This is a genomic window from Shouchella phoenicis (assembly GCF_047238345.1).
Lineage (GTDB): Bacteria > Bacillota > Bacilli > Bacillales > Bacillaceae_D > Shouchella.
In genome coordinates, this window is record NZ_JBDFMQ010000001.1 from 3768069 (window position 1) to 3781564 (window position 13496).

The 13496-nt window shown below is 36.3% G+C and carries 15 protein-coding genes; 2 read left to right on the top strand and 13 right to left on the bottom strand.

Going from position 1 to position 13496, the window contains the following annotated elements; genetic code table 11:
• Positions 1–259: 259 nt before the first annotated feature.
• Positions 260–1015, bottom strand: a complete 756-nt coding sequence (locus ABC361_RS20005; RefSeq protein WP_413075584.1) for a hypothetical protein — start codon at positions 1013–1015, stop codon at positions 260–262.
• Positions 1016–1090: 75 nt separating this feature from the next.
• On the bottom strand, positions 1091–1417 hold the full coding sequence (locus tag ABC361_RS20010; protein ID WP_328239301.1) for a hypothetical protein: 327 nt from the start codon (positions 1415–1417) through the stop codon (positions 1091–1093).
• 191 nt (positions 1418–1608) lie between these two features.
• Here ABC361_RS20010 and ABC361_RS20015 point away from each other — a divergent pair, with 191 nt between their 5' ends.
• Positions 1609–1962: a helix-turn-helix domain-containing protein gene (locus tag ABC361_RS20015; protein WP_413075585.1), complete on the top strand. Its 354-nt coding sequence runs from the start codon at positions 1609–1611 to the stop codon at positions 1960–1962.
• 217 nt (positions 1963–2179) lie between these two features.
• On the opposite strand, the gene ABC361_RS20020 is transcribed toward ABC361_RS20015, so the two are convergent.
• The 4 genes from ABC361_RS20020 to ABC361_RS20035 form a co-directional block, all read right to left on the bottom strand.
• Positions 2180–3856 carry a recombinase family protein gene (locus ABC361_RS20020; RefSeq protein WP_413075586.1) on the bottom strand — a complete coding sequence of 559 codons (1677 nt, stop codon included), beginning with the start codon at positions 3854–3856 and terminating at the stop codon, positions 2180–2182.
• 212 nt (positions 3857–4068) lie between these two features.
• Positions 4069–4959, bottom strand: coding sequence for a tyrosine-type recombinase/integrase (locus ABC361_RS20025; protein ID WP_413075587.1), 891 nt, complete (start codon positions 4957–4959; stop codon positions 4069–4071).
• Entirely contained in the window at positions 4952–6712 is a 1761-nt protein-coding gene (locus ABC361_RS20030; RefSeq protein ID WP_413075588.1) for a DUF927 domain-containing protein, read from the bottom strand. Before ABC361_RS20030 ends, ABC361_RS20025 begins: the two co-directional genes overlap by 8 nt.
• Before the next feature lie 39 nt (positions 6713–6751).
• On the bottom strand, positions 6752–7213 hold the full coding sequence (locus ABC361_RS20035; RefSeq protein ID WP_035393508.1) for a hypothetical protein: 462 nt from the start codon (positions 7211–7213) through the stop codon (positions 6752–6754).
• Between the two features lie 274 nt (positions 7214–7487).
• Between ABC361_RS20035 and ABC361_RS20040 the strand changes: the two genes are divergently transcribed.
• Positions 7488–7982, top strand: a complete 495-nt coding sequence (locus ABC361_RS20040) for a hypothetical protein (RefSeq protein WP_413075589.1) — start codon at positions 7488–7490, stop codon at positions 7980–7982.
• Between the two features lie 69 nt (positions 7983–8051).
• Here the strand turns inward: ABC361_RS20040 and ABC361_RS20045 are convergent, their stop codons facing one another.
• The 7 genes from ABC361_RS20045 to ABC361_RS20075 all read right to left on the bottom strand — a co-directional run bounded on the left by ABC361_RS20045 (position 8052) and on the right by ABC361_RS20075 (position 13468).
• Positions 8052–8345: a hypothetical protein gene (locus ABC361_RS20045; protein ID WP_413075590.1), complete on the bottom strand. Its 294-nt coding sequence runs from the start codon at positions 8343–8345 to the stop codon at positions 8052–8054.
• A 6-nt stretch (positions 8346–8351) separates the two neighbouring features.
• Complete coding sequence (locus tag ABC361_RS20050; protein ID WP_413075591.1) at positions 8352–8840, bottom strand: JAB domain-containing protein; 489 nt, start codon at positions 8838–8840, stop codon at positions 8352–8354.
• Positions 8841–9448: 608 nt separating this feature from the next.
• The gene (locus ABC361_RS20055) at positions 9449–10177 is read right to left on the bottom strand and encodes an ABC transporter ATP-binding protein (RefSeq protein ID WP_413075592.1); all 729 of its coding nucleotides are present in this window, start codon (positions 10175–10177) and stop codon (positions 9449–9451) included.
• Positions 10178–10993: an ABC transporter permease gene (locus ABC361_RS20060; protein WP_413075593.1), complete on the bottom strand. Its 816-nt coding sequence runs from the start codon at positions 10991–10993 to the stop codon at positions 10178–10180.
• Positions 10994–11446 carry a nitrous oxide reductase accessory protein NosL gene (locus ABC361_RS20065; RefSeq protein WP_413075594.1) on the bottom strand — a complete coding sequence of 151 codons (453 nt, stop codon included), beginning with the start codon at positions 11444–11446 and terminating at the stop codon, positions 10994–10996.
• Positions 11447–11454: 8 nt separating this feature from the next.
• Entirely contained in the window at positions 11455–12813 is a 1359-nt protein-coding gene (locus tag ABC361_RS20070; RefSeq protein ID WP_413075595.1) for a right-handed parallel beta-helix repeat-containing protein, read from the bottom strand.
• Positions 12791–13468 (bottom strand): nitrous oxide reductase accessory protein NosL, encoded by a 678-nt coding sequence (locus tag ABC361_RS20075; RefSeq protein WP_413075596.1) that lies wholly within the window; start codon positions 13466–13468, stop codon positions 12791–12793. The genes ABC361_RS20070 and ABC361_RS20075 overlap by 23 nt, the downstream gene beginning before the upstream one ends.
• Positions 13469–13496: the final 28 nt, after the last annotated feature.

The following is a 13496-nucleotide window of genomic DNA, read 5'->3' on the forward strand; positions in this document are numbered from 1 at the left end:
AACGAGCATAGTGTTAACATCTACTTTATTCATTAATTCATTTACCATCTTTATTAACCTCCAACCTACTTCTATATTTTATAAGAATAATCTTCAAAACAAAAGCGGACATTAATTGTATTTAATACTTCATTATAGAGAATATTATACGTTTATTATCTTTGCATAAAAAAAGATAGCCACAGTAAAGGCTATCTCACCATTCAAGAAACGTTGTATAGAATTAGTTATTCCTCTTAAATTGCCTTAACTATAGAATCTAACCCAATTCTTCATAAAATATAACCCAGTTGACATGGTCCATATATTCAACCACCATGTATGAACCTTTTTCAAGAGAATAGTTTACAGATATCTCCACTTCTATAGTTTGGGATTGACCTGTAGGAATAGTAATCACATCAGCATACTCTTCGTCAGTATTATATAATTCAGTAAAAAATATCAACCTGTTCCCATCATTTCCCGTGTCCCCACTGATATTACTTGCATAAAAGCTTACATCATAGCCTTCATCATTATAAAATTCCGCTTTTAACAAATAGTGGTAATAATCATTATCCACTTCTTCAAGACTTAAGATCTTCATAGATGTTTCATTATCATCGTTTAATAATACTTCGTCACCAATACGGAAACCATATTCTTTTTTGTCTTGAATTTCCTTAGCTCTTGATTCAGCGGCTTTCCCCTCCCCACTTTTTTTTCTTTCCTCATACTCTTCGAAAAACTTTTTTACTTTCTCTTGGCTGTTATCTTCACCAAAAATATCTGTTTCAATGTGATCAAACATATTAAAATTGTCTTCGGATACGGCAATTGCATCATACCATCCATCCCAATAAGCTGATTCTAGTGCTAGTTCCCACTCTTCGTCCGTATAACTCGAATATATACTCTCAGGGTCTACAGTATTATCACTCTCTAGCTCGTTATCATTCGAATTAGCTCCACAACCAACTAATAAAGTTGTAATAAATATAACTAAAGAATAAATTGCGTTTTTATTTTTCATCTATACCTCACCTCTCGAATTAATGTTTACATAAGCAAGTAAGCCCTTTGAAAAGATCAAAGGACTTGCCACTAACTAAATTCCTTCTTGTAATTCTTTTTGAGCTTTTGAAGCATCCATTAGAATCAATACTGCTGCAACAATATGTAAAGCCATACCCAGACCAGGAATAAAGCCTAAAATACTTGCTCCTATTCCAACAACGTTTCCAATAGGTAAAGGGTGTTTACTTTTAACTGCAAAGAAAACGATAAGAGCATGAAATGCCAACATGATAAATAAAGGTAACCATACAAGTGCAATGATAAAGCTACCACCCAATATTGGAATCCCCAAAAAGGCTTCAGCCCCACCTGAAATCCACTTCATTGTTGTTAAATTTTTCTTATTAATCTTATTCAATTTTATATCCTCCCACTGAAAAAATTATTTTTGATAGAGTACAAAGATAAAGTATTAGTTCAATCTTACTACTCATAATACTAATTATAATCAAAAATACAGTCAATAGACAGTATTTTTATTTTAATTACCGCCTATAGATCTCTCCAATTTTCTTACTCGCTTTTCTAAGCTTATTAAGAGGTGGTAAAATGTCGGACTTACGAGTATTGATTGGAAAACGTATTCGAACAATAAGAAAAGAACAGGGTCTTACACAACATGCTCTAGCTGAATTGGCTAATCTTGATGATGCATACCTTGGGGGAATTGAACGAGGAGAAAGAAACTTTACAATAGATACCATTGAAAAAATTGTCATAGGTTTAAAGATTGCACCTAGTGAATTATTTAGTACAATGCCAGATTCGAACGCTTCACATGTTAGAACGGATGCTATTAATCAAATAATTGGTATAACATCCCTACTGAAAGATGAACAAATTCAAGCGCTAATTCGTATTAATAAGGAAATCGCTATTGCTCTTGAACCCAATAACATTTAGTTTGTAGGACTGGACAGAGCCGTTTCAAATAATTTTTTAATCATTACCATTGCAACTCCCAAAACTGTCCCTAAAATAAAATACAACATTTCTATTCCCTCCCTTCTTCTTGCATTGTAAGAACACTCATAAAAATGGTTACACCGAATACAACACCTGCTTTGAACCATTCAATTGGCATCAAGCAAATCACCCCCTTTCACGATTAACGCTGTCATTAAAGATTTAGCGTTATAACAATAAAAGAAGGGGAGCCATCATCATTGGATGGCTCCCCTTCTTTGTTTACAGTTGATACGAGATCACGGTTAAACTGTACTTGTATGGTGTCAATTTTCCTACTTGGTGCGATTGTTATCTTTTTTACCATTAGCTGCATGGCATACTTTCGCTGTTCTGCGGTTCCAGACTGCTTATAAAAGGAAAGGAACTGTCGAAGAGTATGAGTGACCTTTTCAGGTGATATCATTTGGCTGTTTTCATTATTTAAAATTTGGTTCTTTATAGGTTTGATTTGAGCTTCGTTCTGATCTATAGCCTCATTTAGCTTGTTGTATTCCCATTGAAAGTCAACTTTACTTAAAATCCCTTCCTTGTAGAGTTCAAGTATTTGTTGCTTCTCATGATTCAGTTGTTCACCTTTACGTTCCAATTGCTCATTCTCCTTGATCAATGGATCTAAAATGGTGTAATGCCGAGCGTTAATTCTCTCAACAATGTCCTTTACGAGTTGCTTATTCTCTGCAAGACAGGTAAGCTTTTCCAAGACAACAGGATCAGCATAATCAACTCTTACACCATTAGAACGACAAACAGTGCTCCCCTTACTTTTCCAAGCTCCACACACGTAGTATTCTAAGGCATAACGTGTGCCATCTTTACGTTTATTTGTCGTTCTCCCTAGAACCATGCTTGCTCCACACTCTGGGCATTTCATGATACCTGTCAGTACATACTCACCACTATGGACACGGTTTGGCTTTTTACTACGCTGCTTTAATCGCTCCTGAGTCTTCATCCAAACTTCTTCTGAAATAATTGGATCATGCTGTCCTTTACCAATGTATGGTGTGGCATTGGTTCCTTTTCTTCGCTTTTTAGACCAGTTTGTCTGCTTGTTGTAGCGAATTAGACCAACGTAGATTGGATTTTCAAGGATTGTTTTAACACTATTAAAGGAGAATGAGTTTCCAGTCTTCGTTTTGAATCCCTCCTTGTTAAGCTGATTCGCAATGGACTTGTAGCCGTGCCCATCTAAATACAAATGAAAGATTTTTCGCACCGTACGTGCTTCTTCTTCATTAACAACGAGTTTCGTTTGCTTACGCTTTTTTGTTGGGATAAATTCGCTACGAGAATCGTAGCCTAAAACTCTGCCACCATTCCATGCCCCTTCTTTTGCACGTGCTGACATACCCATTTTTACGTTCTCTGCGATATTATCACGCTCAAATTCAGATATAGCTGCCAACATATGAAATTGAAGCTTACCAGCTGGTGTCTCTGTTTCTAGATTCTCTTTGAATGAACGAAAGTCGACTTGATTATCCTCAAGTAATTTTACCATTTGAAGGATATCCAATATATTCCTTGCTAAGCGATTCATTTTCCATACGATGACCATATCGAAGTGATTTGCTTCTTTAAGCATACGTAAAAGTGCTGGCCGGTTCATAGATTTTCCGCTAATTCCTCGATCGGTAAACTCATCATAGACCGTATAGGATTGACTTTCACACCATTGTCTTAAAACACTGAGTTGTTCATCAATACTGTACCCTTCTTCTGCTTGCTCACTTGTTGAAACGCGAGCATAAATAGCTACCTTCTTAATAGATAGATCATTTTCTTGCTGATTGCTTCCATGCTTAGGTAAAAGATTACTTATCATCATTCGGTTACTCCTTTATATCCATAGCATCTTTATTTGTATAGGTATAAATCATCTCTGCCAGTATTGTAACCAATTGTTCATACTCATAATTGTCATTGTTGTCCACGTTAGTTCCCCCACACTTTATTTATAATATCTGTTTATAATTCATTTTAATTCCCAACCTGTTTAACCACAGGTCGGGATCGATTGTCGTGTAATACGACTACTGTTTAAATCGACAAATGTCCATTTGTTTCTAAAAGTTCCACCGCTTCTTCAGCAGATTGTTGAGTAATATGTGTATAGCCACTAGTTGTTTGTAAATTTGCATGACCTAAGAGTTTTTGGATTGTTACAATATGGACCCCTTTATTAACTAAATTGGATGCAAATGAGTGTCTAAATGTGTGGCATGTAACATTTTTATTCCAATGAAGTTTGTTGGTAGCCTGCTTCAAGCACTTATTAACGTATCTATCTGTCAATCCACCTGAGCGAGTAAAAAACACTTTATTTTGTATGTGGTTCCTTTTAGTATAAGTCTCTAAAATGTCTTTTAAATGACCATTGATAGGTATAGTCCTACTTTTTCCGCCCTTACTATCGATGACTCTGGCTTTTTGAGATTCAAAATCAATATCAGTCATCGTAAGGTTTAAACATTCTGAGATTCTCATGCCTGTATAATAAAGAACAAGAACAACTCCCCTAACTACCGTTGAATCAATTGAATTCAAGAGCTCGTTAATTTCATCTTCTGTCAAGAAAGGCCGTTCTGACTTCACAACTCTTTCTTTCATATGCTCTAACTGAATCGCTATATTTTCGTCTACAATTCCTACCTTGAATAAAAATTTCCAAACGGACCGCAACGTATTTTTTCGGCGATTTCTTGTGCTTACCATGCACTTCTTCTCAATAATAAGGAAACTTAAATATTCTTGTAAGTGATCAATCGTAATAGCGTTTATATCTGTTACGTGTGGGTATTTTATCCCTAAGTAGTCCTTGAACTGTTCTATATCCTTCTTGTACTCGTGAACGGTTTTTGGCCTAAGTTTCTCCTCCGCACTTGCGAAGTAAACATTAAAAGCCTCTGAAATTAGTGTGTGCTCACCCATTCAAAAGTACCTCCAAACTCCCACCATCTCTTTTCGATTCAACGAAAGGTCGTTTTTTAGGTTTACGGGGGTAAACACTATTAACTTTTTCACTATCAAGGCTTTCAACCAATTTATAATCCGATATATATTCATTCAAAAAATTATAATCATACCGCAGACAGATGGTATAAACATCATTACCATCTATACGTGTTCGCTTCTTATTTTTGTTTTGATCGTGTATTAGAAACCCTTTTTCTTTCAAATCATTTAATAGAACGTCTACATTGGTAATACGTAATTCTTCCGCAAATTTTCTGTATGCGGACTCTAAGAGGAATATGCTCGTTTGAGAGCCTTTAATTGTTATTTTCCCAAAAACACTTTTGTTAGTTGTAGGCTTTTCGTTATTAATTTTAAAGTGCCCTACATACTCAATAATTTTTGCTTTTAAGTTTTGATGGAAAGATTCTGCCAGCTCTCTTTTGATTAACGAAGCTTGTTCTTGTTCCACTAGCAATCTTAATATTTCGCTAGTAGATAGTGAGAGTTGTAGCGAATCGTTAGCCAGTTTAGAAGCTAACAAAACAAAAGCAAATTTCCCAGCAATTCTCTCTCGATAATTTGAGGCGGGTAAGGCATCTACTAACTCTTTTTTACATTCATGTAGCATTTTATCTATCTTTGCTAAACCTAACCTCATGATAGACTCTACAAATATTTTCCCTGCATGACCATAATTTTTTTGGATACCGGCATTTAATGCTTCTGCATGTTCCGCAGATTGGGTCCATGCAATATTGTTTAACTCAAATAGCCTTACACGCAGTCCAACATTCGCTTTAGTTTCCCTCAAGATTGAACTCTCACCCGTCAAGATAATGGTAGTTGCCCACATCAACACATCCTTCATCTCTGCCTCTTTATTTAATCGATTCTTCCCCTGATTATCGGCAATTTGGTACACGAACGTTGAAAGTTGATTAGTGGTCAATGTATGCATTGACGTTTCGTCTAGAACAATCGGTACACCATAGTTGTTAGCTACATGCTGTTCTAAAGCATTAGCAGTACCGTTAAAATTCTTAACAAGTCCTTTATTTGTTGGCCTCCCAAATGGCGAAACTGCTAATGCTGCAGCAGATGATTTCCCCATGGAACTGTTCCCGATGATATGGAACATCAACGAATGATATGCACCGTCCATTTTCATGTCATAGAGGCCAATTAGCGGAGCAGACATTCCAATAGCAAGACTTAACTCCAATGGAGAATGCCCTTGAACATGAGACCTCACAGTATCTAACCATCCAATTAAAGACCCATGTTCCTTTATATCCATCCTACCTTCGTAATTGGATTGAAAGTTTACTAAAGAAACCATCTCATTTAGCCTATACATTAAGTATTCCTCCAGCTCTACCCACCCAATATTACTATGTGAATGCGAAATCTTTGCATATTGTGCCGATTCCAAAAGACAGTTAAATACATCATCTTGTGTGGTATTGCTAATATCTAGCCCTTTACTCATAAAGAATTCTAAATGACTTTTATGAAGTTTGCCTTGACTTATTTGAAGCGACTTCCAATCTCCATAATTTTTATATCTCACTACGAATAAGATCGTATCCTTTTCAATGTTCGCAATAACCTTCTCTACATATGCTGGATTTGCTATTCTCTTTCGGTACGTTCCGCTCTTATTTTGCTTAATTTTATAAATTCCAGTATCTTCAATGTCAAAATTCAACAAGCTCATCTTATTCATTACTACACTCCTTTAATACATTATAATAAAACAGAATATTCAATCAAACATAAGGGGAGAGGGGGGGTTTTTATAGTGCTGTTCAATTATATTGCTCATTTCTTCTAATTCAGGCTCTACTACTTTTTTTGTGAGTTCTTTGATAAATTCTTCATTCATAATAAGATAGGATTCATAGTTTTGGTACTTTACATCATCCAAGGTTAATCCCTCTAGATTTCCAAGATTAGTGTAATCATTTAATTGGCTTAATACGAATTCTTGTTCAACCAATACCGGTTCAGTCATCTCTCTTATGCTATAGCTAACATCATAGATTCTATTTAAGAAAATAATCAAATGACTTAATTTCATTGCTGAACTATGAATACGTTCAGTAGATTTAATTTCATTTGAAATAACACCTTGAATATCTTTTATACAAGATTGACATGCAGCCTCCAGATCTTCTTTAATAATCAAAGGATATTTAACAGTGTCTATTGGGCCATAATTCCTCATTTTTCATTTCTCCTCTTTAGCTGAATTTTGGTTACATGATTCATAGTACACCATAAAAAACCTAATGCAAGGCGCTTTAAACACACCTATTAATATCAGTATTAATATGATATTAGTATATGGTGTTTCTTTGTGATAAAATCAGTTTGACGCTGGTATTCCAGTTTAATAAGGTTATTAGAGCTATGTTCGACAGGAATTCCTTCCGCGAAGTATTTTTAAGGCCATGTATAAAGCAATTTGTGTAAAAATATAAAAAGACGGTGGTAAAATTATGAGAAAAAGTGAAGAAGAAATAAAATTAAGACATGAGAAGATTGAAGAGATAATGTTTAAAAATGATGGAGCAATGACTCAAAATAAATTAATAGCTAGTTTACTGGAAGACAACATATCTATATCTCAACCAACAATTGCAAATGATTTAAAAGAATTAGGGTACGTTTATGATAACTCTAACTCAGTTTACAAACGCTCTGAGAATAACTCTCCTTTTGCTTTATCAGAAATCTTTAAACAAGAGTTGAATCATTTAAACATTTCTTTCGACCTTAATTTCAATAAAATAGATCCAATTTTCATTAGAACTACAGATAATGATTATATTGAGTATCTTGAAAAGCGTATAAAAACATTTATATACCTTTCTATTAATGCTAAAGATACAGAGGATTACCATACGGTAAAAGGGTCCGGCTTATTAATCATCTATGTTTTTAATAAAGAAGTTCATTCAAAGATAAAAAAAATATTAGGAAGTTTAATTTAGGTAAGTATCTAATGTTTTTAATTTTAATTGGGCTTGTCTTTTAAAAGACAAGCCCAATTAAAAGGATTTCTATATGCTTAGTTTTTTAACAACGGATAGGTTTCCATTCTTTGTGGCTATTAATAACAGCGGTATACTTTCCACCATCTCATGAACTACACCTATTATCCATTCTTGGCCTTCTACAGTAACATTGCAGTAATCAACCCGCACCTCATCAGGAAAGTCATATGTCCATGCCTCTTCAATAGAGAGTTCTTCTTTTAGTAAATAGGTTGTTTCTTCTCCAACTTCTTCCTCCCTTACGTCTATACAGAACTCACCTTTCATGAAAATACAGAAATTCTCTGGACCAAAATACATTCCCACTCACCTCATATACCCTTTATCATTTAACGACAAAAAAGAATCATCTCCAATAATGAGATGATCCAAAAAGCGTATTCCAAAAATGTCTGCTGCTTGTTTTAGCCTTTTCGTTACTGCAAGATCTTCTTTACTTGGGTCGGTGTCTCCTGACGGATGATTGTGAGCAACTATAAACGAGACTCCGTTACTTAAAATGACTGGTTTTAGGATTTCCCTAATGTGAATAACACTTGAATTAACCGTACCGACATGACATAAATTAATACTATTGACATTGTTCTTAGAATCAAGAGACATGACAATAAGTTTTTCTCTGTCTGCTCCTTCGTAAATGCCTTTTAAAGCTTTATAAACGTCTTTTGGTGACCCTAATACCTTTGGACGATTAATTGCTAACGTTTCTTCTTTAACCAGTTTAATTGACACAAAGTTTAATGATAACTCCTCTTTATACATTTGCTCCCCTTTCTTGTAAGAGCCTAATTTCAAAGACTATCGCTCTTCCCATTTATTATATATGTTTCAATTATTGATCAAGACGGATAATTGTAGATTCTCCTAATTACCCTCTATTTTTTCAAAGAGAGCTATTGTCTTAAAGATAGTTGGTACTGAATTAAACTGTTTTCTGAACTATTAATATAGATTGTAAAATGTTTCTAGACCCTCTAGTATTTATAAATCAAATCTGTTTAAATGATTTTTAAAAGTTATTTTATAAATCACCCATTCAGGATGATTTAGTCATTGCGCGGTGGGTAAGATTTCGTCGCTTCCATTTTAAAACGGACAATGATGAAAGTGTCTTAATGACTCCCCCTTTTTCTAGTATAATGAATCGACTAGACAGGTAGCGACCTGCTTTTAAGTCATGTGTATTAAACACCATTGTAATTAATTTCTAAAAAGTAGAAATTGTTAGCCGAGTATTTGTAAAAAAATAAGTGCATTACTTCTCTTTTTTTCTATAACTTTGTAAGATTATTGTAGCTTATCAACAGATAACTTACCCTTTTTTCATCCTAATCTTTAAACAACTTGTAACTATATATAAGAACAAGCCACAACTAATACGATGGCTTGTTTATTAAATATGGTTACTTTTTACAACCTAACTCCTTTTCTGCGATCGTTTCATAGACAAACTGTTCTAAAGACCTTCCCTTCATTTCAGATTGTAAATCATTTAAACTTGACTGAATTAGCAGGGATCCTTTCTGTAAAAAAAGAATCGAATCAGCTAGGTCTTCAACAAAGGAGAGCGTATGAGTTGATAAGATAATCGTTTTGCCTTGCTCTTTAAGCTCTTCTACCATTTCCTTCATTCTTACGACCCAATAAGGGTCCAACCCATTGGTCGGTTCATCCATGAAGATTAAGGAAGATTGGCGTAAAAGACATTGGGCAAGGTTTAAGCGTTGCTGCATTCCTTTTGAATAGTGCTTAATCGGCGTTTTTAATTCGTTCTCCAATCCTACTTTCTCTAGCATCTCTTCTATTTCTCCTGATGGGTTTGCTGAAAGTTTTCCAAGAAAAGACAACATTTCACGAGCAGTAAGTGTATCTGGAAATGCAAGATGATCAGGCATATAAGAAATACTCTTTTGAAAAAGAGCTAGTGACCCTTTCACTTCTTTTCCGTTAAACAAAAGTGTTCCTGCGCTAGGTGAAATCATCCCCGTTAGTAAGCTTAATAGAGACGTTTTGCCTGCACCATTACCACCACAAATAGCATTCACTGTCCCGCGCTTAAATGAGACATTAATTGGATGTAAGCGATTCTTTAATGCAAGTGAGTTTGCTTGTAATACAAGTTGTTCATTCATTTATGTTCTCCTCCGTAAGCGAAATAAACCAATTAGCACTGGGAGACTTATCCAAACAACCGCACATCCAATAATAAGAATAATTCCTGACACAGATTGGACAAAAGCTGTAAACTGATAAAGCGAGGGTCCAAATACAACGCCTCCATCCATTATCATAATAACTAGAACCCGTACGAGCTGGATTGGATTTAAAGCGACGACTAAGGTTAAACCCCATTCAAATACATGAGGAGGGATGGAGCGTATTAGAAATAAAATCAAAAAATCGTAAAGCAAAACAAGGAACGCCCAACTCGCAAGCGCTATCGAAATGGCTTGAAAACGCGTTTTTGATAAAATACCAATACATGTAGCGAGCGGTGTAAGCAAGACAATTAAAGAAACTGAAAGCCCATAAAGAATAAGAAAATCTTTGATAGGTAACGTAGCTGCAAATAAAGCTGCAATCAGAGAGGCTAGTCCATAACCAAGGCTCAATACCGCAATAAGTACAAGGCTTAATGAAGAAACCCTAGCCAACAAAAGCACGAGCGGTGAGATCGGATAGGTTAGTACAAGAGACATCCACCCGCTTTCCTTTTCATTGGCATTATGAATCGAGCCTAGCAATAACACAAGTAAGGGGAGCAAGTACAGATTGACATTTAATAAATGAATCACTGCTCGATTAAACCCATCATAGTATCCTTGAAAATCTGTACCTGTTATGAGATAGCTGCTGGCGATAAGACCAATTAACAAACTAAACCCAATGAGCCATCGATTTCTAGCATACTGAATTAAATCGAAACGAATAAAATGAGTCCACTTCATTTAGAAACTGTTCCAATCATGTGCTTCCAATTCATCGTAAAGTATGATTTCACCTGGTTCATACATCTCCACATATGACTCGGCTGCTTCTACTGTTGAGAAACTGATAACTCCATTACCCATGGGCGTAACAATATCTTTATGATAAACAAATGCCCCTTCTGTCATATCAAACCACTCCTGTGTGTCGTAACCATTTGCATAGGCTGTATGAAAAGTAGGAGCTAAGTCAGGATTTTCAATCATAAATTGAACAAGACAACCTATATCATCGAATTTTTCTGCGGTTCCATCTTCCATCACGATTTGAGTAGCTGCTTGAACATTATGAATGCCCATGTTGCAGATGATGCATGTATCAACATCGTGAATATCATGAGCATCCGTTGAAACGTGATTGCACGCTGATAAAGCAAGCCCTAATAAAACGGTGGCGATCATTCTTTTTTTCATTTCTTTCCCTACTTTCGGACAAGAATTAGTAATAGTGAAGGAATGGAGAGTAGAAACATAGCGGAAATGAGGTAAAAAAGTGGTTCCGTTTCTCTCTCATCCTTTGTTCCTATGACAGCATTACCGGCCTCACTAAGTGGAAATCGATCGAGAATGGTTCCTCGTTCTGCTGGCAACCATTTTTCTGCAGCGGTCCATAGTGAAACACCTGGGCTTTCAAACAGAAATTGATTTTCCCTATTTCCTTCTAACAAACGGTCATAGAAGGATCTTGCTTCAAATGGAACGCTGCTTATCTTGTTGTCATTCGTTGGCCTAAACAACTGCTCGTCCCAATAATTTCCTACCACTCCATCGTCAAGTGAGATAGAAGCAGACTGATTCCCATAGGTTGATAGAATATTGCTAATGACGCGATTCTCGGAGAAAGTGAAGCCTTTATTTTCTTTCGACCACGTTAAAGCCATCTGATTACCCGTAATCAGATTTTTTTTAATCGATGTGTCAATCGTGTCTTCAATGTAAACGCCAACATTGTTACGGGAAATCTCATTTTTTTCAATTGTAATGCCTTTGGAATTGTAGATCATTACACCAAAGCCATTCCAATCATACTGATGATTAAATACATTTTCTTCAAAATGAGCGTTTTCCGCGTCCATAATCATCAAACCATTTACATTCTGCTCGAATTGGTTTCTTGTCCCATATACATTTGAACTAAACATCAGATGTGTCGCATAACGGGAATTTGTAACAACATTGTCTTCAATAACTGCACCAGACAACGAATCTAAATAGAACCCATCTACGGCATTTGTGACGTGATTATCAGCTAAGAAGACATCATCTGAAGCATATAGTTCAACTGCGCCAAGACCATGAGCTCGTTGTTCCAAACCTTGCCCGTTGAACTCGTTACCTGTGATCGTCATTGACGGACTGTTGTTTCCACGGATACCAGACCCAATGAAGCGAAGGTGGTTGTCAACAAAAGTGAAATCAGCCGCGTCTTCAATTTGAACGACTGGCTCAGGCTCATTCGAGCGCATGTGACTGTTTGTTTCATGTTGTTGCTCAAATTGGAATCCAGATACACTTACCTCATCCCCAGTAATTCGAAGTAGACTCTCATCTTGGTTTCCTTGAATGAGCGTCCCCTCTTCAGCAATAAGCGTTAACGGTTTATTCACCTCTATTGGCTCATTGTAAACTCCAGCTTCAATGTAAATCGTTTCATAAGGATTCGCAATTTCTATTTTTTCATTAATGTCTGTAGCACCATAGACATTTGGGGATTTTACGAGAAAAACAAGTACTAGAGGAAACACAATAAAGATGCTTCTAATGACTATGGCTTTCCTCATCCTCATGGTCGTCTCCTTCGTCGCCGTGCCCTTCACCATGACCATGATCGCCTTCTTCATCCTCCCCGTGATCCATCATTCCACCGTGACCACCACTTGCCCGGGCTTCGGCATCTTCTTTTATCTGATCCCAGCTACTTAATTCTCCATCGCTGTCATCTACATATGAAGTCGCTTCGTCTTCGGACTGAAAAAAGGCATAATGGTAGCTCATTTGCGTTTCTAAATTCTCATCATAAACAACGGTTGATTCGCTTTTTTGAATCCACTCATTTGTTGTAAAGTCTTTCACCCAAGCTTCTGCAAACGGCTCAGATGCTTCCGCTTCGGCGTTCTCTAGGCAACCTGAATCGTCAAAGAACAACCGTTCCCCTTCGGCAGTAATAGCTTGTGCGGTAAACAATGCTTTTGGATCGTCTCCGTGGGGAATACCCATTTCACAATAGATACAAATGTCTTTAGTCGTTGGTTCTGCTGGAACCGCTGCTTCAAAATTGTCCTGCTGTTCCTCATCTTGCTCGTGGTTTTCCGACTGTTGTTCTTCCTCTGGCACTTGATTAGAGGACGTGTCGTTCGGTTCTGATGATTGGCAGGCCTGCAAAAGCGAGGCAGAGATAAATAAAGTCGAATAAAGTGCTAGATACGTTTTTTTCATTTGTTGTCCCTCCATATGTACGGTTCGT

Excerpts from the sequence above, each read along its gene's own strand:
- ABC361_RS20005 (WP_413075584.1), bottom strand. The coding sequence starts at position 1,015 with ATGAAAAATAAAAACGCAATTTATTCTTTAGTTATATTTATTACAACT.
- ABC361_RS20015 (WP_413075585.1), top strand. The coding sequence starts at position 1,609 with ATGTCGGACTTACGAGTATTGATTGGAAAACGTATTCGAACAATAAGA.
- ABC361_RS20020 (WP_413075586.1), bottom strand. The coding sequence starts at position 3,856 with ATGATGATAAGTAATCTTTTACCTAAGCATGGAAGCAATCAGCAAGAA.
- ABC361_RS20025 (WP_413075587.1), bottom strand. The coding sequence starts at position 4,959 with ATGGGTGAGCACACACTAATTTCAGAGGCTTTTAATGTTTACTTCGCA.
- ABC361_RS20030 (WP_413075588.1), bottom strand. The coding sequence starts at position 6,712 with ATGAATAAGATGAGCTTGTTGAATTTTGACATTGAAGATACTGGAATT.
- ABC361_RS20035 (WP_035393508.1), bottom strand. The coding sequence starts at position 7,213 with ATGAGGAATTATGGCCCAATAGACACTGTTAAATATCCTTTGATTATT.
- ABC361_RS20040 (WP_413075589.1), top strand. The coding sequence starts at position 7,488 with ATGAGAAAAAGTGAAGAAGAAATAAAATTAAGACATGAGAAGATTGAA.
- ABC361_RS20045 (WP_413075590.1), bottom strand. The coding sequence starts at position 8,345 with ATGTATTTTGGTCCAGAGAATTTCTGTATTTTCATGAAAGGTGAGTTC.
- ABC361_RS20055 (WP_413075592.1), bottom strand. The coding sequence starts at position 10,177 with ATGAATGAACAACTTGTATTACAAGCAAACTCACTTGCATTAAAGAAT.
- ABC361_RS20060 (WP_413075593.1), bottom strand. The coding sequence starts at position 10,993 with ATGAAGTGGACTCATTTTATTCGTTTCGATTTAATTCAGTATGCTAGA.
- ABC361_RS20065 (WP_413075594.1), bottom strand. The coding sequence starts at position 11,446 with ATGAAAAAAAGAATGATCGCCACCGTTTTATTAGGGCTTGCTTTATCA.
- ABC361_RS20070 (WP_413075595.1), bottom strand. The coding sequence starts at position 12,813 with ATGAGGAAAGCCATAGTCATTAGAAGCATCTTTATTGTGTTTCCTCTA.
- ABC361_RS20075 (WP_413075596.1), bottom strand. The coding sequence starts at position 13,468 with ATGAAAAAAACGTATCTAGCACTTTATTCGACTTTATTTATCTCTGCC.